This window comes from Psychrobacter sp. 78a-MNA-CIBAN-0178, from assembly GCF_040309625.1.
GTDB classification, from domain to species: Bacteria; Pseudomonadota; Gammaproteobacteria; order Pseudomonadales; family Moraxellaceae; genus Psychrobacter; species Psychrobacter okhotskensis.
In genome coordinates, this window is record NZ_JBEOOZ010000002.1 from 176,296 (window position 1) to 196,208 (window position 19,913).

The 19,913-nt window shown below is 42.0% G+C and carries 20 protein-coding genes and 1 pseudogene; 18 read left to right on the forward strand and 3 right to left on the reverse strand.

Translation table 11 applies throughout. From position 1 onward, the window contains the following. The first annotated feature begins 48 nt into the window (after window positions 1-48). The 6 genes from AAEY80_RS02470 to AAEY80_RS02495 all read left to right on the forward strand — a co-directional run bounded on the left by AAEY80_RS02470 (window position 49) and on the right by AAEY80_RS02495 (window position 5,586). Window positions 49-1,263 carry a carboxynorspermidine decarboxylase gene (locus tag AAEY80_RS02470; RefSeq protein ID WP_025650626.1) on the forward strand — a complete coding sequence of 405 codons (1,215 nt, stop codon included), beginning with the start codon at window positions 49-51 and terminating at the stop codon, window positions 1,261-1,263. Between the two features lie 271 nt (window positions 1,264-1,534). Further along, on the forward strand, window positions 1,535-2,809 hold the full coding sequence (locus AAEY80_RS02475) for a saccharopine dehydrogenase family protein (protein WP_350587844.1): 1,275 nt from the start codon (window positions 1,535-1,537) through the stop codon (window positions 2,807-2,809). A 317-nt stretch (window positions 2,810-3,126) separates the two neighbouring features. After that, window positions 3,127-3,822 (forward strand): dTMP kinase, encoded by a 696-nt coding sequence (locus tag AAEY80_RS02480; RefSeq protein ID WP_201576283.1) that lies wholly within the window; start codon window positions 3,127-3,129, stop codon window positions 3,820-3,822. A 3-nt stretch (window positions 3,823-3,825) separates the two neighbouring features. After that, window positions 3,826-4,203 carry a hypothetical protein gene (locus AAEY80_RS02485; protein WP_201576281.1) on the forward strand — a complete coding sequence of 126 codons (378 nt, stop codon included), beginning with the start codon at window positions 3,826-3,828 and terminating at the stop codon, window positions 4,201-4,203. A 31-nt stretch (window positions 4,204-4,234) separates the two neighbouring features. Continuing rightward, window positions 4,235-4,978 (forward strand): hypothetical protein, encoded by a 744-nt coding sequence (locus AAEY80_RS02490; protein ID WP_201576278.1) that lies wholly within the window; start codon window positions 4,235-4,237, stop codon window positions 4,976-4,978. After that, window positions 4,972-5,586 (forward strand): hypothetical protein, encoded by a 615-nt coding sequence (locus AAEY80_RS02495; protein ID WP_201576275.1) that lies wholly within the window; start codon window positions 4,972-4,974, stop codon window positions 5,584-5,586. Before AAEY80_RS02490 ends, AAEY80_RS02495 begins: the two co-directional genes overlap by 7 nt. A 76-nt stretch (window positions 5,587-5,662) precedes the next feature. Here AAEY80_RS02495 and htpX read toward each other — a convergent pair whose 3' ends face one another. Continuing rightward, a complete protein-coding gene (htpX, locus tag AAEY80_RS02500; protein ID WP_201578280.1) occupies window positions 5,663-6,577 on the reverse strand; it encodes a protease HtpX in 915 nt (304 codons plus the stop codon). Window positions 6,578-6,794: 217 nt separating this feature from the next. On the opposite strand from htpX, the gene AAEY80_RS02505 reads away from it, so the two are divergent. After that, on the forward strand, window positions 6,795-7,127 hold the full coding sequence (locus AAEY80_RS02505) for a YnfA family protein (RefSeq protein ID WP_025651249.1): 333 nt from the start codon (window positions 6,795-6,797) through the stop codon (window positions 7,125-7,127). Between the two features lie 314 nt (window positions 7,128-7,441). Here the strand turns inward: AAEY80_RS02505 and AAEY80_RS02510 are convergent, their stop codons facing one another. Beyond that, complete coding sequence (locus tag AAEY80_RS02510) at window positions 7,442-7,564, reverse strand: hypothetical protein (RefSeq protein ID WP_264673009.1); 123 nt, start codon at window positions 7,562-7,564, stop codon at window positions 7,442-7,444. Window positions 7,565-7,943: 379 nt separating this feature from the next. Here AAEY80_RS02510 and AAEY80_RS02515 point away from each other — a divergent pair, with 379 nt between their 5' ends. From AAEY80_RS02515 to radA, 11 genes are all read left to right on the forward strand, one after another. Then, window positions 7,944-8,567, forward strand: coding sequence for a 6-pyruvoyl trahydropterin synthase family protein (locus AAEY80_RS02515; protein WP_173239306.1), 624 nt, complete (start codon window positions 7,944-7,946; stop codon window positions 8,565-8,567). Further along, window positions 8,560-9,084 (forward strand): tRNA (adenosine(37)-N6)-threonylcarbamoyltransferase complex ATPase subunit type 1 TsaE, encoded by a 525-nt coding sequence (gene tsaE, locus AAEY80_RS02520; protein WP_101212661.1) that lies wholly within the window; start codon window positions 8,560-8,562, stop codon window positions 9,082-9,084. Before AAEY80_RS02515 ends, tsaE begins: the two co-directional genes overlap by 8 nt. Window positions 9,085-9,135: 51 nt before the next feature. Beyond that, window positions 9,136-10,944 carry a DNA mismatch repair endonuclease MutL gene (gene mutL / locus AAEY80_RS02525; protein WP_350587845.1) on the forward strand — a complete coding sequence of 603 codons (1,809 nt, stop codon included), beginning with the start codon at window positions 9,136-9,138 and terminating at the stop codon, window positions 10,942-10,944. A 44-nt stretch (window positions 10,945-10,988) separates the two neighbouring features. Beyond that, window positions 10,989-12,179 carry a tRNA (adenosine(37)-N6)-dimethylallyltransferase MiaA gene (gene miaA / locus AAEY80_RS02530; protein ID WP_201584169.1) on the forward strand — a complete coding sequence of 397 codons (1,191 nt, stop codon included), beginning with the start codon at window positions 10,989-10,991 and terminating at the stop codon, window positions 12,177-12,179. Window positions 12,180-12,613: 434 nt separating this feature from the next. After that, window positions 12,614-13,141 (forward strand): RNA chaperone Hfq, encoded by a 528-nt coding sequence (gene hfq / locus AAEY80_RS02535; protein WP_101212658.1) that lies wholly within the window; start codon window positions 12,614-12,616, stop codon window positions 13,139-13,141. Between the two features lie 242 nt (window positions 13,142-13,383). Further along, the gene (locus tag AAEY80_RS02540; protein ID WP_025651243.1) at window positions 13,384-14,376 is read left to right on the forward strand and encodes a KpsF/GutQ family sugar-phosphate isomerase; all 993 of its coding nucleotides are present in this window, start codon (window positions 13,384-13,386) and stop codon (window positions 14,374-14,376) included. Window positions 14,377-14,444: 68 nt separating this feature from the next. Further along, window positions 14,445-15,011: a KdsC family phosphatase gene (locus AAEY80_RS02545; protein WP_025651242.1), complete on the forward strand. Its 567-nt coding sequence runs from the start codon at window positions 14,445-14,447 to the stop codon at window positions 15,009-15,011. After that, a complete protein-coding gene (gene lptC, locus AAEY80_RS02550; protein WP_025651241.1) occupies window positions 15,008-15,595 on the forward strand; it encodes an LPS export ABC transporter periplasmic protein LptC in 588 nt (195 codons plus the stop codon). The genes AAEY80_RS02545 and lptC overlap by 4 nt, the downstream gene beginning before the upstream one ends. A gap of 302 nt (window positions 15,596-15,897) precedes the next feature. Further along, a complete protein-coding gene (gene lptA, locus AAEY80_RS02555) occupies window positions 15,898-16,383 on the forward strand; it encodes a lipopolysaccharide transport periplasmic protein LptA (protein WP_173239370.1) in 486 nt (161 codons plus the stop codon). 56 nt (window positions 16,384-16,439) lie between these two features. Beyond that, window positions 16,440-17,219, forward strand: a complete 780-nt coding sequence (lptB, locus tag AAEY80_RS02560) for an LPS export ABC transporter ATP-binding protein (protein ID WP_025651239.1) — start codon at window positions 16,440-16,442, stop codon at window positions 17,217-17,219. A 224-nt stretch (window positions 17,220-17,443) separates the two neighbouring features. Continuing rightward, a complete protein-coding gene (gene radA, locus AAEY80_RS02565) occupies window positions 17,444-18,880 on the forward strand; it encodes a DNA repair protein RadA (protein ID WP_025651238.1) in 1,437 nt (478 codons plus the stop codon). A 126-nt stretch (window positions 18,881-19,006) separates the two neighbouring features. Here radA and AAEY80_RS14970 read toward each other — a convergent pair. Further along, window positions 19,007-19,348 (reverse strand): annotated as a pseudogene (locus AAEY80_RS14970) (septal ring lytic transglycosylase RlpA family protein); the annotation flags it as partial. Window positions 19,349-19,913 lie beyond the last annotated feature (565 nt).

Sequence of the window (19,913 nt, forward strand, 5' to 3'; positions counted from 1 at the left end):
ATATTTATATCTGTCATGATACCAACAGCAGCTATTAGGTAACCTCTTATGAATGCAAAAACTTCGCTGAAAACCACAAAATCATCCTTGCCACCAACGCCTTATTATCTACTCGACGAAGCGGCAATCGTTGCCAATATGCAGATTATCGCGCGACTGTGTGAGCTGTCAGGCGCTAAAGCCTTATTGGCGCTCAAATGCTTTGCGACTTGGGGCGTGTTTGATGTGATGCAGCCCTATTTGCACGGAACCACTTCGTCGTCACTCAATGAAGTCAGACTTGGCTACGAGACTTTTGGTAAAGGTAAAGACAGTGATAATGAAAAAGAAACGCATGCTTATAGCGTCGCTTATAGTACGGATGAAATCGATGAAGTATTAAGCTACGCAGATAAGATTATCTTTAACTCAATCTCGCAGCTCAATGTATTTAAAGAGCAAGCCGCGGAAAAAGGTATTCCAGTTGGTCTGCGCTTAAATCCAAAGACCAGTAATTCATCGTTTATCATCGCTGATCCTGCGCGTCCATTTAGCCGCTTAGGTGAGCATGATAAAGATAAGATTGCGGCGGTATTGAGTGATATCACTGGCGTCATGATTCATAACAATTGCGAAAATGACAGTTTTGAGGCTTTTAGCGACAGCTTGGCTGATATCGAAGCTAGATTTGGTGACGTTTTAGCGCAGCTTGAGTGGGTCAGTTTGGGCGGTGGCATTCACTTTATCGCCCCTGATTATCCGCTAGAAAAACTTGCTGAGCGGTTGAAAGGCTTTAGTGAAAAATACGGCGTACAAGTCTACCTTGAGCCGGGTGAAGCGAGCATTCATGGCGCTGGATCACTAGTTACAAGCGTTTTAGATACTATGCATAATGAAAAAAACCTAGCAGTCGTCGATGCGTCTATCGAGGCGCATATGCTTGATTTACTGATTTATCGCGAGTCAGCACCCATTGCGGCTATTAATAAAGAAGCGATGAGTATTTCACCCGTTAATATGACCAAAACAGCTGACGTGGTGGACAACACTATTATTTATGGTCGTTCTTGTTTGGCAGGCGATATTTTTGGTGAGTATGCCTTGCCTAACCAATTACAGGTAGGCGATACCATTGCGTTTGGTAATGCGGCAGGCTATACCATGGTAAAGAAGAACTGGTTCAATGGTGTCAATATGCCAGCGATTGTGATTCGTCGTTTAGATGGTAGTATTGATGTGCAGCGCGAGTTTGATTACCAAGATTATAAGGCGAGTTTGTCATAACACTATTATGCTTGGCATTAATCGATAACACTGCCAAACAACTATCCAGAAATGAGTATTGCTCTCAGATTTTCTAAGTTATGTTGTAATTTTTGCCGAATAGTAAGTAAAAATTGTTATAATCGCCACGGGCAAAAACAGCTGATTTTGCCCGACGGGTGCGTGGGTTTTCCTCGGTCTTCCTTTTTAATTCACGCATATCATTCACTCGTTTCTGTTTTGAATAGCCACCTCTTAGGCGATGACAGGGACACAAAGGAGGATTGTTGCATTGAATACCAACCAACAAGCTAAGCCCAATAAAAAAGACGTACTCATCATCGGCGCCGGCGGTGTCGCTCAAGTGGTCGCGCATAAATGTGCGATGCATAATGATGTGCTCGGCGAGATTCATATTGCCTCACGTACCAAGACTAAATGTGATGCCATCGCGCAAAGTGTCAAAGACAAAGAGAGCTTTAAACAAGCTGCTATCTTGCACACGCACCAAGTCGATGCCATGGACAGCCAAGCGTTGGCACAGCTTATCCAAGATACTGGTATACAAATTGTTATCAATGTCGGTTCGGCATTTGTCAATATGACTGTATTAGAAGCTTGTATTGAGACAGGTGTTGCTTATATTGATACCGCTATCCACGAAGATCCGCGTAAGATTTGCGAGACGCCGCCATGGTATAACAACTATGAATGGCAGCGTAAACAGCGCTGTGCGGACAACAATGTCACGGCGATTTTGGGTGCAGGCTTTGATCCCGGTATGGTCAATGCCTATGCGCGCCTTGGCTACGACATGATGGATACAGGCTCGGTCACTGATATTGATATTATTGATATCAATGCGGGTAGCCACGGTAAATACTTCGCCACCAACTTCGACCCTGAGATTAATTTCCGCGAATTCACCGGAACGGTCTACTCTTGGCAGAACAGCAAGTGGCAGTCTAACAAAATGTTTGAAGTAAAGCGTACTGACGATTTACCAGTTGTGGGTGTGCAGAACAGCTATCTGAGTGGTCATGATGAAGTGCATTCATTGTCAGCCAACCTAGATGTGCCAAACATCCGTTTTTGGATGGGCTTTGGTGAGCACTACATCAATGTCTTCACCGTGCTACAGAACTTAGGTCTATTGTCTGAGCAGCCAGTGATGACTGCGGAAGGGCAAGAGGTTATTCCGCTAAAAGTGGTCAAAGCCGTGCTACCAGATCCAAGCTCGCTTGCACCAAACTATACGGGCAAGACTTGCATCGGTGACAAGGTTAAAGGTAAGATTAATGGCGTTGATAGCGAAATCTTTATCTATAACGTCTCCAATCATAAAGACGCTTATAATGAAGTCGGCAGCCAAGGTATCTCTTATACCGCAGGCGTACCACCTGTCGCGGCTGCGATGTTAGTCGCGACTGGCGAGTGGGATGCTGGCAAGATGGTCAACGTTGAAGAGCTAGATGCCAAGCCATTTATCAATCTGCTCAATAAAATTGGCTTGCCAACGCGTATCAAAGATAGCGAAGGTGACAGAGCATTAGAGTTCGATGTTTAAATAACGAGTTTGATTTAGAAAAGCCTATCTTTTATAGATAGGCTTTTTTTTATGGTTGAAGCTACTTGGAATCTTTGAAGAAGAAATAGATCAGGTACTGATATAATCTATTATCTACTTAGATGAGTGAAGAGTTGACATAGTCTATGTCTATTTCTATTATCACTCAGGTCTTTTTTATCTTAATATCTGTATAATAGAAACATCAGCCGTCTAACAAATTAAAGTTTTTTGTATCAAGAAATATAGTTCTATAAGGCAGAGTTCGAAATATATGCAAAATAATCACTTCTCAAGAGACTTAAACAGGTAGTTATATGAATAATAGCGGTAAAGGAAAATTAATTGTAATAGAGGGTGGGGATGGCCTAGGCAAAAGTACACAGTATAGTCTCATAGAAGACATGCTGATTAAAGAAGGTTATGAAGTATCAACTTATGATTTTCCTCATAAAGTAGGTAACCCACTATCAGATTTGATAGGTGACTTCTTAAATGGTAAACATGGGCAGGTTGAGCCTGAATTCTTGAGCTTAGCCTTTGCTGCTGATAGATATATCTCAAAAGATCCTATTAATGGAAGTCTTGAGAGTGGAGCTATTGTTCTCTGTGATCGTTACATACTATCAAATATAGCTTTTCAAACTTCTAAGTTAATAGATATAGATAGAAGTGAGAAGCTTGTAGAACTCATTCAGTGGTTAGAGTATGAGATATATAAGCTTCCCAAACCTGATTTGGAGGTTATTATTACTGCTCCAGACTCTCATTACATAGATGGTATACATTTAGAAAGAAATGGCTCGAAAGATAGAAGTTACTCTTTAGATAGTTCAGATATTCATGAAAAAGATGAAGGTCTACAGGTAAAGGTGAACAATTTCTTTAGCAATGTTGAAAATAAAAAAAATAGAGTGTTTATTGATGCATATGATAAAGGTAATAATCGTAAGTCTATAAAGAGTATTTATAAAGAAATAATACCTTTTATTAAAAAAATACTAGAGGAATAGTACATGAAAATATTAGTTAGCAAATTAGTTGAAGCCCACTCTTATATTGATAAATTTTCAGATATGACTAATATCGTAAATGAAATGAGTGATAAAGAGAAAAGCTTAGTAGAACATATAGTTGAAAAAATTGATGAAAAAATTTTAGAAGATAGCGATGAACAGACAGGACTTATAGAGCTTGATTTAGAAAATAAAGTAAGGTTACTAGCCACTATTTATAATAAATCGAGCGATATACTCTTGTATCCTAAGGAAATGCGAGAAGGGTATATTCAAAGATGGTCTGATAATCTGGGCTTAGAAGATTTTGTGATACGTAAGTGTTTAGTTATGGGTGCGGATAAAATTGAAAGTATCATAAATATACACGACGTTTAACTATAATAACCATTAAAAATTAAGATTAAATATGGCTAGTTTTAACTTAGATGAACATGAAACAATTCGTAAGTTATTTAATTCTACTACTTCACTACTAGTCTTAAATATTTCAATACTGATACTAGGGTTAATATTAATTTTTTTTGATGAAATTCCACGTGCAATTGGAACTTCATTAATAGCTAGCTCTCTTGTAAGCTTTAGCACCTTATGGGTTAGGTTTATTAAGACATCTGAAGATAGACTCTTGTCTAACATTAGGAGCTATGGCTTAAAGGAAATACATAGTCAGAGAGCCTTAGTGAGTATATATGAGAAATTATTAGAAACGTCTAATGAGATTGATGTTACAGGTTATTCGCTATCAGGGTTTTCAAATCAAGCTTTAGATATAATAAAAAGAAGAAATGAGGGTAAAAATCCTATAAATGTTAGAATTTTACTAGTTAATCCAGATACTGAAGCATCAAAGAGTCAAGCTCTTAACGAAGGGCACGTTAAAGATTATTACCAAACATTATGTACGAATATATTAGCCAGTTTTGAAGGTATTGAAAATGTTGAAATTAGGTTTATTGAACAAAGTTTACCAGTCATGATATATCGTCTAGGAGATACATTATTTACAGGACATTATTCAATAATTAAAAAATCCAGAAGTTCATCCACTGTTACTTATGAAGTTAAAAATCCTGGTCGACTATTTCATATGTATCTATCTGAATTTGAAGAAATGTGGCGTATAGCCGATAAAAAGGATACTTCATGTTAGTTGTCTTTTGTGGGTTGCCTTCTTGTGGCAAAAGTACGTTAACAGCAAAAATAGCTGAAAATTGTAGTAGCCAGTACTTTCTAGAGCCAGAGGAGGATTTTTGGCCAAGTTGGATTAAAGAGGATAACCTAGATCAGTTTAGTGCTTTGAATTGGTTTAGATCTGCTAGAGTTCCTGAGTATAAGAAAGCTGCATTAATATCTGAGAAAGAGTTAGTCTTCGTTGACAGTTTCTATGATGTATTGATTAAATATTATATTAACGACCCGTCTTTTAGTTGGTTGATTTCAAAAGAAAATGCCTACTATGAAGTTGTTAAGAGAACTGCTGAATTAGATGCAGAACTATTAGCCGCTCCCGATTTATTAGTATTTATAAAAGTAAGTGAAGATGATTGGAGTACATTACAGAAAAAAAGAAATCGTGTATACGACGAAACAGTGAATTTGATTGAAAACTATCAAATGCAAGATTCAATCTATAACGCAGCAAGAAATTATTGTAAAGATACCGGTACAAATTTTCTCGAAGTTGAACAAAAAATAGATGGTTATGAAGAGATAATAGAGGAAATCACTAAATGTCTAAAATCTCTGCAGTACATATAAATCATAGGTAAGTTTTAGTATGTCACTTAATCTGCTAAGAGATAGCAAATTAGGAGTTAATTCATCAATCTTCTTATTATCTCTCACTAGGATTATAATTCCGCAACGCCGCAATCCGGTCATCAAGCGTGGGGTGTGAGCGGAATAGATTCGCGATACTAAAGCCTTGCGTTTGCCCAGACGAGATCGCAAAGGCTTTCATGCTCTCAGGCATCTGGTCAGGTCGCTGTGCAGAAGGACGAAGCGCATCAAGCGCACTGATCATTTTTTCGCGGCTGGCAAGTTTTACCCCCATTTGATCCGCACGGAATTCACGTAAGCGTGAAAACCACATTACGATAGCAGACGCCAAAAACCCAAGTAAGATATCCATCACAATACTGGTAATAAAGTAACCGATACCTGGGCGATCACTGGTGTTTTTGAACACAGTACGGTCAACGAAGCTACCGACAATGCGTGCAAAGAACATCACAAAGGCATTGACCACGCCTTGAATAAGGGCAAGGGTTACCATATCACCGTTGGCTACATGACCAATCTCATGTGCCAATACCGCTTCAACTTCATCGGCTGTCATATTCTGTAGTAGACCAGACGATACAGCTACCAGCGCCTTATTCTTATTCCAACCAGTCGCAAAAGCATTTGGCTGCGAATTATTAAAGATACCGACTTCAGGCATACCGATATTTACTGCTCGCGCTTGTTTGGCTACTGTATCGACTAGCCATTGCTCAGTCGAGTTACGAGGGGATTCTATCACCACCGTACCCGTTGATCTTTTAGCCATCCACTTTGATATAAATAGCGACACCATCGAGCCAACCATACCGTAGATACCACACATAACAGCAAGACTGACATAGTTAAGACCACCTGCACTATGCACACCGCCAATCCCAAAAAATCTGGATAGTATGCCAAATACAATGCTAAACACCACAATCACGGCTAAGTTGGTCAATAAAAACAAGCCAATACGCATCATTACGTTAAATCCCTATTCAATAGATCGGTATGACCTCGATAGACGGTTATCTAAGAGGTTTGCTATGATAGATTTTACTGTGATTTTGACTGTAATGTCAGACAAAATAGTCTTTTATAAGAGGTGATAGAGATAGAGTGATTATTTTGGGAAATACCGTACAATACCTAACTGGTTTTGTTAGATTAGAAGAGTAGTAGGTGGGGAGTAGGTAAGTTTGACAGAATTAAAGACGGTTGGCCTTTTTGCGCTGACAGCATTAGCTGAGATTGTCGGTTGTTACCTGCCTTATCTATGGCTGCGAGAAGGTAAGTCAATTTGGCTGCTTGTTCCCAGCGTGCTTAGTTTAGCCGCTTTTGTTTGGTTGCTGACATTACATCCAACGGCTGTGGGTAGAGTCTACGCAGCTTATGGTGGGGTATATGTGGTGATGGCGATTTTATGGTTGTGGACGGTGAATGGTATTCGACCAACCACGTGGGATATAGTGGGTTCGGCGGTCGCGCTGTTAGGGATGGCGATTATTATGTTTGCACCGCGCAGTACTTAGGGCGTATCTTCAATTCACTCGATTGTATCTAAATGGTCTAAAAATGGCTAAATTTTGCCGAACACCGTCAAACAGCTGACTAATATCCCGATATTATTTGCGCTATTTTCTCGTTTGACGGCGATTTATCTCATTTTTATGACTATTTTTAAAATGAGGATACACCCTAGTATCAAAGCATCATCTAATATAAGAAATGCCAATCTAATATAAGAAATGCCAATCAAATATAAGAAATGCCAATCAAACCTTGAGGTTCGATTGGCATAGCTTTAATTAATAGGGTTTCAATTAGCACAGTGGTGCATTGAATATTAATGTTTACCTAAAATACTACCACTGTCTTCTTTCTTTGATTGTTTAGCCGCTTTTTTCTCTTTTGCCGTTAACAGTGGCTTCTTTTTTACATTCTTCTTACTATCTTGACCTTTACTCATGATTTTTTTTCCTTTTTAGGTAGCTTATACCATCCTCTAAGCCAAATTAGCTGACTAGTAGGCGATATTGCTACAATGGCCGCAAACGCTGCGTACTGGATTGAGTATAGGCTGAAGGGTAGGTAATAGATAGCCTCTGCACAATTCACCTACGATTCGATCCAACCCTGCCTTTGTCGATGCTATGCCTTAAATTCGTATTTTATAAATAGACGTTGTAGGCAATAGATTTATTTAGCCAATATTGCTATTAATAAGTGCTTACTTACGGATACATGCCAATTTGCTATAATAAGCGACAAGCCAATGATTCGCTGTGGCAAACCTTTAGTTATTAATATTTAGCACGATAGTGCTTACTGTTTTGGTCAAAATTATTATGCGTATCCGTAAACTTTTTAAATTTGAAAATGCTCATATCGTGCGTAACTGTAGCTCTGAGCGTTGCAAGCATTCTATCCATGGTCATAGCTATCAGATTGAGCTGATTCTAGAAGCCAAGCGTTTAGATCACGGGCAAATGGTCTATGATTTTGGCTTATTAAAGTCTTCGATTAAAGACATCATCGACAGCTTTGATCATGCCATTTGCTTTTGGAATAAGGACGATCCTGAGTATATTGAGGCTTGTAAAAAGTTCAGCGCACGCTGGATAAGTTTGCCAGTCTCGCCGTCCGCAGAGCAGTTCTCGCGCGTGATATTCTTTTGGGCGCAAGAAATTCTAAAACAAACCCAAATGCAAAACGGTGAGTCTGATGTCAGCGTTTACTCGGTGATTGCCCATGAGACGGCAACCGGTTACGCACAGTGCTTTGCTGATGATGTGGCAAACGCGCAAATGGGCGAGCTTAATTTAGAAGAATTTGAGTTCAGCGACCAAGTGAGTGCTGAATGGCATGACACCGAGTTGTATACCAAGCTGATTCGCGGTGAGCGCTTTGTCAATCCATCCGTGACTATGCAGGTACATACGCAAGTACAGACAGGTAAGCCTGATGCTTAATAGTACAATGGAAGACAAAAACGTAAAAATGTTGACGCTGTATTCTGAAGCCGATACTCAGCGTTTGGCGGCACAATTGGCGGCATTACCACTATCCGGTAGTGTCTGGCTAGCGGGTGATTTGGGCGCAGGTAAAACCACGCTGACGCGTTATTGGTTGCAAGCGCTCGGACATTCGGGTGCCGTTAAAAGCCCGACTTACACCTTAGTGGAACCTTATAGCATCGAGCAAAATGACGACTCAATTAAGCCTGTTTATCATGCTGATTTATATCGTCTGCAAGACCCAGAAGAGCTGTCTTTTATCGGTTTCGATGAGTATCTCGATGAACCAAATGCGCTGGTCATTATCGAATGGGCCAGCCGTGCGGACAGCTACTTACCACCGCCGACTATGTTTATCGATATGACGCAAGCCAACAGCGCTGATATAGATAAAGAGGCTCGTCAAGTTGAGCTGCGACTATCGAAGGCGGGCCAAGCACAAGGCTTAGATTTATCCTCTCTTAAAATTTAGGTTAGACCCCGTTAATGCTGCTGAGACTATAGAAAAGTATGACATCCATTAATGCCAGATAATCTCTCCAATAGCCGCATCAAAAAATTATCGCCGTTGCTCATCAATCAATTAGCAGCAGGTGAGGTGGTCACGCGTCCAGCCGCAGTGGTCAAAGAACTGCTTGAAAATGCGATTGACGCTAGTGCGAGTAATATTGAAATTCATATTACCCAAGGCGGCATGGGAATGATTGAAGTGATGGACAATGGCACGGGCATTCATCCCGATGATATGGTCATGGCCATTACCCGTCATGCGACCAGTAAAGTTGCGGATGTCGCTAACTTACATGGTATTACAACGTTAGGCTTTCGCGGGGAAGCCTTGGCAGCGACGGCAGCAGTTTCTCGTTTGACCTTGACCAGTAGCCACGATGACAGTGGCATCGGTCGTCAGTTGCAAGTTGCTGGTGTATTGGACGATGTGCCAAAGCTCATACCCGTTGTGCATCATCGTGGTACGACCATTACCGTAAAGGATTTATACTTTAACGTGCCAGCCCGTCGCGGTAATTTAAAGTCTATCGCGACCGAGTTTGGTCATATTGAGACAATAGTCCGTGAAGTCGCACTGGCGCGAGCAGATGTGGCACTGACGCTGTTTCATGATAATAAAAAGCGGCTGTCGCTGTCTTCAAGGTCTGTCGATAACAACAATCATAGTAATATAAATCGTCTGCCATTATCGCGTCTTGAACAAGCGACTGGGTCATCACTAATGGATAATGCGTTAGAAATAGCGATAGATCTCAGCAGCTTGATGCAGTCACCTGCAGAGTATGCTGGCAATAGCTTTGGCGCTCAAGCAAGCATTAATGGTTGGTTGTGGCCTATCGCTCATTCGCAGGATACTTTACCAAAGCTAATCTATGTAAATGGCAGGCTAGTAAAAGAAGCCTTGGTTAGCAATCAATTGCGCCAACTTGCCCAAAGTACTCAGCTGGCAGGTATTGGCTACGCGCTTTATTTTGATTTGCCAACCGAGTGGCTCAATATCAATGTACATCCATCCAAACAGCGCATCAAAATCAGTCCGCTCAACAATATCATGGCGCATCTAAGTCATGATATTCGGACAAAGCTTAAAACGATTATTAGCAAAAAGACCATTGATTCTGCTAATGATGATAGTCAAGTATTAGATAATCGTCTACCTATATATAACGCCTTTGCTGCTGAAAGGGAACAGACATCATCTACCATTCGTTTAACCAAAAGCCAGCAAGTACAAGCACCCAGACAGCCATATCAGTTGTCAGTAAGTAAAGCTTTTTCGCAAAATTTAGAAGAGCGTCTTTCAGGAAAATTCTATAGTGATGACTCTTCAGCGAAGAGTATTAAATTATTAAGTCCAGTTTCAACCAATAACGCTAATATTCTAAGTAGCTCGTTACTAACAAGCGAGTCTTTACCAGTTTGCTTAGACATCATTACGAGCTTAAATAACCTAGCAATCGAATCTTCTTATGCTAAAGACATCGATAATAAATCACTGCCTTGGTTATTATTTTACTATCACGGGCAATGTTTACTCATCAGTGCAGCAGATTGGCAGTCGATGTTAAGCTCATTATTTGAGTCACAAGTGCTTAGCAATAATTTTTCCAAAGAAGGGGAAATATTAGAGGGCAAGTCGATAGATAGTGCAGCATATATTAATCAGCAACTGGCTACCGTGAGCGCGCAAATGTCAGCGCAAGATTTGATAGTATTCTTAGCTGATATCGACTCGTTACTTATTAATAACGCACTCAAAACGATAGACAGTCAGCAGTTAGTCGCGTTAATGCTCTCGTCTGTGAATAAAAAAAATAACTAAATTCTATTTCTGTTACCCAAAACATTATTGGTAAAGGCAACTTTATGCAACATTCGTCTGATAGCTCGTCTTATCGCCTAAATCCCAATTTGGCAGATAATAGCGTGGTGTGCTTGATGGCACCAACCGCGAGCGGTAAGACAGCACTGGCTTATGAGCTGTATGATACAGGGCGTTATGAGCTCATTTCAGTAGATTCAGCGCTGATATACCGCGACATGAATATCGGTACAGCCAAGCCTACGACGGAGGAGCTGGCGCGTTATCCGCACCATTTAGTTGATGTTATTGACCCGACGCAGAGCTATAGCGTTGCAGAATTCGTTAATGATGTTGCTCGTCTGATTGATCGCTGTCATGAAAACGGCAAAATACCCTTGCTCATTGGCGGCACCATGATGTATTACATGGCGCTATTAGATGGGCTATCTCCAGTACCAGATAGCGATGATAGCGTCCGTGCGCGGGTGGAGCAATGGCGACAAGATGAAAGTATAAGTGTGCTATATGACTATCTAGGTGAAGTTGATGCGGTGAGCCACCAGCGCCTCAATGCCACTGATACTCAGCGTATTACCCGCGCTATTGAAGTGTATTTGCAAACAGATATCCCAATTAGTGACTGGCAGCGAAAGCCCAAACAAGCATTGGCCCATAATCCCAATCAGAACTGGCATGTATTGGCAGTGATGCCTGATCGCCCATGGTTACATGAGCGTATCGAGCAGCGTCTAGACATCATGTGGAATGAGGGTCTAGTGGCTGAAGTAATCAGGCTGCTTGAGCAGTATCCACTAACACCGAATTTGCCGTCGATGCGCTGCGTTGGCTATCGGCAAGTCTTAGAATATCTCGTGCATACTAATCATCCAATATTTGAACAGCCGCATTTAGACAAGGCGTTGTTTTACGAGGCTTTTGGCGAATTAGACAGTTCATTAAGTAATAAATTACAACAAGATAAAGCGTCTCAGCCTCTTCTTGAATCAAGTTTGGCCGATAGCCAAACCGAGGTGCTTGCTTGTCAGCAAATGCAAAATAAGGCACTATATGCGACAAGACAGCTAGCAAAGCGCCAGTACACTTGGCTTCGCAAAGTAATGCAACTGCCCAGTACTGCGACACCAGTAGCAATAAATCCCAACTCTGCTGATGATGCAAATGACTCTATGAACCATACGTTAGAGATTAAAGCATTCACAACAATGGCAGAGGCAAGAAACTATCTGCTTTAGCCATTCTTAAAGGCGTTATTTGCTTTAAAGTCTGTCTTGATTTTGCTCCATCTTATTAGAAACACAACATAGCAGCAACGCTTCATAAACACACTAGAAAGTAATGACAATTAGTTTCAAAATACAACGTTAATAGCTGTTATAATTTAAATTCAGTAAAGTGGTGTATTTTGCGCGATCGCCATTGCTTTATTAACTATTATTAATTGACGTTTGTTGATAAAAACAGTTTATGAAACAAGTAGTTACTTAATTATCTACAATAATAATGTATTCACGATAAAGTGGAATCGCTTAAGAAGGACCAGTGTTTATTTAGATACGTTTTATAAATAAAACTTATTATTGTATCTACTCTTAGCCATTATAATTGAATCAACACTTAAAATAATTGGCGCTTAAAACATAATTATATAATATTTAGGAGAGATTTCATGTCAAAAGGACAAACTTTACAAGATCCGTTCTTGAACTCGCTGCGCAAAGATCGCATTCCTGTCTCTATTTTTTTAGTTAATGGTATCAAATTGCAAGGTCAGATTGAGTCGTTTGACCAATATGTCGTGTTGCTCAAAAATACCGTGAGCCAGATGGTTTATAAGCATGCCATCTCGACGGTTGTACCAGCGCGTAACCCGCGTAGTAGCACAGCGACAGGCACTACCGCTCAGCCTCAGAGTGCCGCGCCAACCAGTTATCAAGGTAGTGGTTTTGAACGTGGTAGTAATCCTGCTAGCGGCAGTGGTTTTGAAGAGCGCGGTTTTGCTGCTAATCGTAGTGGCTTCAACCGTGGTGGCTTTAGCCAAGGTCAAGATCGCGGCTTTGAGCGTGGTAGTTTAGGACAAGGTCAAGATCGCGGTTTTGAACGTGGTGGTTTTGGTCAAGACCGTGGGTTTGAGACGCCAGCAGACAGTGCGAGCTTCGAAAGTAAGCCAAATAACGAGTCTGATGATAACAACTAAGTTGATAATAAATAACCGATCATAGACAGGAAGTATTTTGCCTATAGATGCGTTATCTCGACTTGATATACTTAATCAAAACCTGCTGCTATAGTGGGTTTTTTTTGTATAAATAGACGTATAATAACTACTAAACATTGATATCGATTTGACGTTGCTATTGGGTTTTGCGGGGCATTATTAATATTGCTCAGAGTATAGTAAAATATCTTATCGATTCATTATAAACATAGAGCTGATGCATGAGTAATAGCCAAAGCAATCTGACCCATGAGCAATATATTAGTACCGCTATCGAAGCCATCAATACCGAGATATCGGCGTTAGCACTACTGACAGAGCAGATAGACGATAGATTTGCACAGGCTTGCGATATTATCTTGGCCTGTAAAGGTCGGGTAGTGGTGACTGGTATGGGTAAGTCAGGATTGATTGGGCGCAAAATCGCTGCGACCTTTGCCTCTACTGGTACACCCGCTTTTTTTATGCATCCTGGTGAAGCGGGGCATGGAGACCTAGGTATGCTGGTGAAAGGCGATGTGTTGCTGGCCATCTCAAACTCTGGCGAGTCAGACGAAATTAAAATGCTGCTGCCTGTGGTTAAGCATTTAAATATTCCACTGATTAGTATCAGCCGTGATAAGCGTGGCATGTTACCGCGCGCAGCTGACATTGTATTGACTTTGGGTAAATCGCAGGAGGCCTGTCCGCTAAATCTTGCGCCCACTTCTAGCACCACCGCTACATTGGCGCTAGGCGATGCCTTGGCAGTGGCTTTAGTGCATGCGCGCAATTTTACGTCAGAGGATTTTGCTTTATCGCATCCAGCAGGGGCGTTAGGTCGTCAACTGCTCACGCGCGTCGAAGATTTGATGCATACTAAGTCAGAAGATTTGCCACTTATCAATCAACAAGCCCCATTGCAAGAGGCGCTTTTTACCATGTCTGCTGGGCGTTTAGGTATGACAGTGGTCATTGATGATAATGACAGAGTTGTCGGCGTATTTACAGACGGTGACTTACGCCGTGGCTTAGAAAAAGGCATTGATCTACAAACCCCGATGCGCGATGTGATGGTACACGACCCACGTCGCATCAGTAAAAGCATGCGCGCATCAGACGCTTTGAGTGTCATGAACGAAAACGGCATTAGCCAGCTATTGATTATCGATGACGAAGATCGCTTGGAAGCGATTATTACGGTTCATGACTTACTACAAGCGGGTGTTAAGTAAGCATTATGCATTTAAAAAAATAATGCTACATAAATAAGAGCCAAAAAGTCTTTAAGAAGGGATGACTCATGCAAGACTTAATAAAAAAAGCCGGACAAGTGAAGCTATTGGTACTGGATGTTGATGGTATTTTATCCAATGGTCAAATTATCTATGACGCCAATGGTATTGAGACTAAGGCCTTTTCGGTACACGATGGTGTCGGCGTTAAGTCGTTAGCACGGTATGGCATTTTGACTGCTATTATCACGGGTCGTAGCAGCGCCATGGTGGATAAGCGCGCTGTCGAGATGGGTGTGAATTATGTGGTACAAGGACGTGATGATAAGCTCATTGCCTTAAATGAATTGTTATCTACCCTTGACCCGGCACTCAACATTACGGCGGCTGATTGTGCTTATATGGGCGATGATTTGCCAGATATTAAAGCAATGCAAACCGTGGGGTTTGCGGCAACGGTGCCCAATGCTCATGCCGAAGTGATTAAGCGTAGCGACATGGTCACCACCCGCGCAGGCGGTACGGGGGCAGTTCGTGAAATATGTGATCTTATCTTAAAAGGTCACGGTCATTATCAAGACTTTATCGCGCACTATACGCTTGATGAGGCACAAACTCAGGATAACTTGTCGTGAATACTCGTGTTTTAATAGTTTTAGCGTTGATTATTGCTGGTATTGCTGGCTGGTTTTTTCAGCAGCAAGGAGATATATCACCGCCAGTCAGTATGGAAGCGACGGATGTTGATTATGAAGCGACCGACATCAAGGCGGTGCAAACCAATGAGCAAGGCGAAACGGAATATGAGCTTACCGCTGAATCGTTGACACACAATCCGGTGACTAATGAGGATGAGATGTCCGGTATTACGATGAATTGGGAGCCCTCAGATGAGCAGCGCTATCGTATCGAAGCGGGTAGTGCTGCTATTAGCCAACAGACTGGAGAGCTGAGTTTGTCTGGTGGCTTTACCTTAGTTAGTGAAGATAAAGCTGATGGCGCATCAGATATTGAACCCATCAAAGTGACGGGTAATACTCTTAAAGGCAATACCAAGTCAGGTCAAGTTTATAGTGATGAAGCGGTCAAGATTGAACAAGGGATGAATCGATTTGAAGCATCGAGTATGAAAGCCAATCTTGAGACTGGAGAATATGAGTTCGGTCAGGTCGCTGTGAATTTTTCTCCTGCTGACCGTCAAGACAAAGCCTTGTTTTAATCACCGTTGCCTTTTACAGTAAATGATTACGTCAAAAAGCATTAAAACAATATAGTTGGTTCAGAATAATTGAGAGACAGGACAGATGAGCGAAAGTGCTATCTATAGTACGCCGAGTGACTCTAATAACCTGAGACCGTGTCCGATTAATATAGAATTGACTATCGTTAGCATAAAGTTTGCAAATCCTACTACTAATAATAAAACGAGTAATATTTATGAAATCTAAATTTTTGCCTACTTTGCGCTTATTATCGACCCGCTCGATTCAAGTCTCTCCTCGTCTGCGCACGCTATCGGTCATGATGTTGCTAGCGTTACCACTATACAGTCATGCGCTGCCATCAGACGCCAACCAGCAGATCAAGCTGTTGGCAGATAAAGCCACGTATAGTGAACGTACCGGCGTCACGAGTTATTCTGGTGGTGTGGTTATTACTCAAGGTACGTTTAAGATGACCGCAGATAATATTACGGTCAACTTATCACAGGGTCGTAGTATCAACTCTGCAGTAGCGACCGGTCGTCCAGCCACTATGCAACAAGTAGTTACCCAAGAAAAAGGTGTGGCGAAAGGTCAGGCCAATAAAATTGATTATAATGCCATCACTGGTATTATCACGTTGACTGGCAATGCAAAGCTTGTACAAAATGGTGCCAGTTTCGCAGGTAATGTCATTCGTTATAGCTTAAAGGCGGGTGATGTAGAAGCGACTGCTGGCGGCAATCAGCGCGTGGAGTTGGTTTTCCCGCCCAGCAACAGTAATAGCCAGAGCGGTGTACGCTAAGTTGTACAAACCAGTCTGTAGCAGCGCTTAAATTTCGATAACACTATGAGTAAGTTATGAGTGATAACCAAAATCTTGACCCTTTAGCCCCAACCATCAACGCTGAGCCTGTCGCGCGCTTGTGTATGAAGAACTTAGGTAAGCGCTATGGCAAACGTTGGGTCGTCAAAGATGTCTCGTTTTCTGTTGATCAAGGTCAAGTGGTTGGATTATTAGGCCCTAATGGTGCCGGTAAAACCACCAGTTTTTATATGGTCGTCGGACTGGTTAACATGGATAAAGGCAGCGTCAGCTTAGGCAACATGGATTTATCCAAATATGCCATGCATGAGCGTGCTCGTGCTGGTATTGGCTATTTGCCGCAAGAAGCCTCTATCTTCCGCAAACTGTCTATTGAAGACAATATCTTAGCTATTTTACAAACGCGTACAGAATTGACGGCCAATGAGCAGCGCCAAGAGCTTGAAAAACTAATCGGTGAATTCAATCTAGGACATGTACGCAAATCTTTGGGAATGAGTGTATCGGGCGGCGAGCGTCGCCGTTGCGAGATTGCCCGTGCCCTAGCAGCTGATCCGAAGTTTATCTTGCTCGATGAGCCTTTTGCGGGCGTTGATCCTATCTCTGTTGGTGATATTAAAGATGTGATATTAACGCTAAAAAATCGTGGTATTGGCGTACTAATCACGGATCATAATGTCCGCGACACGCTCGCTATTTGCGAAAAAGCTTATATCGTCTCAGAAGGTGCCATTATTGCTGAAGGTACAGCTTGCGATGTTTTAGATAATGAATTGGTGAAATCTGTGTACCTAGGTAAAGATTTTCAGGTATAAATCAGTAAGTTAACCACTATTCACGTTCGTTTCTGTTTTTATAAGTTGGCATAAAGTCTCAGCTATCTTTTGTGTCAACGACCATAATTCATACCCTATTCGTTATTATCCCTGCTACACAGCCTGTCATCTTAACGGCTTCTTCATACAATTATTCTCATATAAACACTTAAAAAAGTATTCTGATATTTTATTATTGATCGTCTGTATAAGGCTCATACATTATGGCAAAAAATAAAAGCAGTTATGTCTGTCAGCATTGCGGGGCGCATTTTGGCAAATGGGCAGGGCAGTGTACGGATTGCGGGGAATGGAACAGCTTGGTTGAAGCGCCAAACGTCAGTATGCCGCATCATAATAAGAATACTGCTAAGCCTAATGCTAGTCGAGCGGTGTCTCGTAGTACAGGTGCACCCGCTGGCAACTATGCAGGCACTCATAGTGCGGTCATGCCGCTTAATGCTGTCAGCGTCGGCCTAGATACGCGCTTGCCCACTGGCATTAGCGAGTTTGATCGTGTGCTTGGCGGTGGATTGGTTGCCGGATCTGTCGTATTAATAGGCGGCGACCCCGGTATTGGTAAGTCGACTATCTTATTGCAAACAGCGACCAATATGGCTCGTGCTGATTCGCTGGCAGGTAGTGCGCTTTATGTGACCGGCGAGGAGTCACTGGCTCAGGTTGCTATGCGTGCCAAACGTTTGGATCTGCCTGCTGACAGACTTCGGGTATTGGCCGAGACCAACGTCGAGACTATTTGTGCGGCTTTAACTCAAGAGCAGCCAGCCATTGCTATTATTGACTCTATTCAGACTATTTATACAGATGCCATCAATTCTGCACCGGGCGGCGTCAGTCAAATTCGAGAATCTGCGGCTATTTTGACACGGTATGCCAAGCAGACGGGCACTGCGCTATTTTTAGTGGGGCATGTGACTAAAGAAGGTACGCTCGCAGGGCCACGCGTGCTTGAGCATATGGTTGATACGGTATTGTATTTTGAGGGACAGTCAGACTCCCGCTTTCGGATGATTCGCGCCGTCAAAAATCGTTTTGGTGCGGTTAACGAGCTCGGTATTTTTGGTATGACCGATATGGGACTGAAAGAAGTCGCCAATCCGTCAGCGATATTTTTGAGCCGTTATGATAAGCCCGTGGCTGGATCGGTCGTTATGGTCAGTCGTGAGGGTACGAGACCGCTATTGGTCGAGGTACAGGCGTTGGTTGATGATTCGCAAGGTCAACCTAGACGTATGGCGCTGGGGCTAGATTTTCAACGCTTATCCATGCTGCTGGCCGTCATGCATCGTCACGGCGGTATTCATACCAGTGGACAAGACGTGTATGTCAACGTGGTTGGCGGCGTCAAGGTCATAGAGACAGGGTCTGATTTGGCTGTATTATTGGCTTGTGCTTCAAGTATCAAAGAAAAGCCCTTGCCTTCATCCTTAGCCGTGTTCGGTGAAGTAGGCTTGTCTGGAGAGATACGCCCTGTACCTAACGGTCAAGAACGATTGAAAGAAGCGATGAAGCATGGTTTCAAGCACGCTATTATTCCTAAAGCTAACGCACCTGCGAAGGATTCTCCTCAATTTAAAGGCATTAATGTGATTGCCGTTGAACGTCTTGACGATGCTATCGAAAGTGCGTTTGAGTTGTAAGCGATAGGCTTATAGCTTTATATTAAAAAAGATAAATGTCAGACATAAAAAAGCGCCTAACTCATCGTGGTTAGGCGCTTTTTTCGTTTTAGCTATAACTTTAGTTATAAAACTGTAGGTTTAGAACTAGGGTCCTGAAACACGCTCAATCGAGACGTTGCCAACCCCTTTGTTAGTGATACCTAATTGCTTAGCAGCACCATAAGACAAATCCATTACCCGGTTACCGTGGAATGGACCGCGATCATTGACTTTTACCACGACGCTTTTGCCATTGGTCTTATTGGTGACTTTGACATAGCAATTTAATGGTAGTGAACGATGAGCCGCTGTCAGGGCATTCATATCAAATGTATCACCGCTGGCCGTTTTGCGACCATGAAATTTACGGCCGTACCAAGATGCCAAACCGGTTTGCTTAAATTTGCTCACTGAGTTAGACGCGACTGCTGTTAAACGCTCTAGCACGTCTTCGTCATTGCTTACTTGAGCGGTATCGCTCGCTAATAGTGAGCTGCTAAGTGCTAATGAGGTAGGCTGACGGGCAGACTTAACCAAGCTTGAAGCACCGTCATGTTGACGACTAAGCTCACCGAGGACACGGTCGATATGGGAGGCGTTATCTTGCGAAATCATTGCAAGGGTGGTTTTTGCTTCTACCGCATTGGCATTAGATGCGACTGCAGAGCCAGCAAATAGACATACTGACATTGTAAGTAAACCAGATAAACGCTTATTCATAAATACCTCTATAACTTATACATTAAAACCTAACTCTAAAAATCTTAGATCGAGTGTGACAGACTTAGACCAATCTAATCGTGTCGCAAGCTCTAAAGCCTATATATCAATCGGTTATTCTAATCACGATTGATGCAAAAGATGGCTTTTATAGGGTCTAACATATGATAATTTTCATTTTGTTATCATAAATGCGTTGCAGTAGTAAATGACTGAAACGTTTACGATGTGCTCAAATGATAGTTAACAACATTAATTAAGTACCGACTCTCATAGTTAAATAACTAAAGTT

Coding starts and splice junctions, on each gene's coding strand:
- AAEY80_RS02495 (WP_201576275.1), top strand. CDS start 4,972: ATGTTAGTTGTCTTTTGTGGGTTGCCTTCTTGTGGCAAAAGTACGTTA.
- AAEY80_RS02485 (WP_201576281.1), top strand. CDS start 3,826: ATGAAAATATTAGTTAGCAAATTAGTTGAAGCCCACTCTTATATTGAT.
- AAEY80_RS02480 (WP_201576283.1), top strand. CDS start 3,127: ATGAATAATAGCGGTAAAGGAAAATTAATTGTAATAGAGGGTGGGGAT.
- AAEY80_RS02510 (WP_264673009.1), bottom strand. CDS start 7,564: ATGAGTAAAGGTCAAGATAGTAAGAAGAATGTAAAAAAGAAGCCACTG.
- lptA (WP_173239370.1), top strand. CDS start 15,898: ATGATGTTGCTAGCGTTACCACTATACAGTCATGCGCTGCCATCAGAC.
- AAEY80_RS02515 (WP_173239306.1), top strand. CDS start 7,944: ATGCGTATCCGTAAACTTTTTAAATTTGAAAATGCTCATATCGTGCGT.
- tsaE (WP_101212661.1), top strand. CDS start 8,560: ATGCTTAATAGTACAATGGAAGACAAAAACGTAAAAATGTTGACGCTG.
- htpX (WP_201578280.1), bottom strand. CDS start 6,577: ATGATGCGTATTGGCTTGTTTTTATTGACCAACTTAGCCGTGATTGTG.
- miaA (WP_201584169.1), top strand. CDS start 10,989: ATGCAACATTCGTCTGATAGCTCGTCTTATCGCCTAAATCCCAATTTG.
- AAEY80_RS02545 (WP_025651242.1), top strand. CDS start 14,445: ATGCAAGACTTAATAAAAAAAGCCGGACAAGTGAAGCTATTGGTACTG.
- hfq (WP_101212658.1), top strand. CDS start 12,614: ATGTCAAAAGGACAAACTTTACAAGATCCGTTCTTGAACTCGCTGCGC.
- radA (WP_025651238.1), top strand. CDS start 17,444: ATGGCAAAAAATAAAAGCAGTTATGTCTGTCAGCATTGCGGGGCGCAT.
- AAEY80_RS02540 (WP_025651243.1), top strand. CDS start 13,384: ATGAGTAATAGCCAAAGCAATCTGACCCATGAGCAATATATTAGTACC.
- lptB (WP_025651239.1), top strand. CDS start 16,440: ATGAGTGATAACCAAAATCTTGACCCTTTAGCCCCAACCATCAACGCT.
- AAEY80_RS02490 (WP_201576278.1), top strand. CDS start 4,235: ATGGCTAGTTTTAACTTAGATGAACATGAAACAATTCGTAAGTTATTT.
- AAEY80_RS02470 (WP_025650626.1), top strand. CDS start 49: ATGAATGCAAAAACTTCGCTGAAAACCACAAAATCATCCTTGCCACCA.
- mutL (WP_350587845.1), top strand. CDS start 9,136: ATGCCAGATAATCTCTCCAATAGCCGCATCAAAAAATTATCGCCGTTG.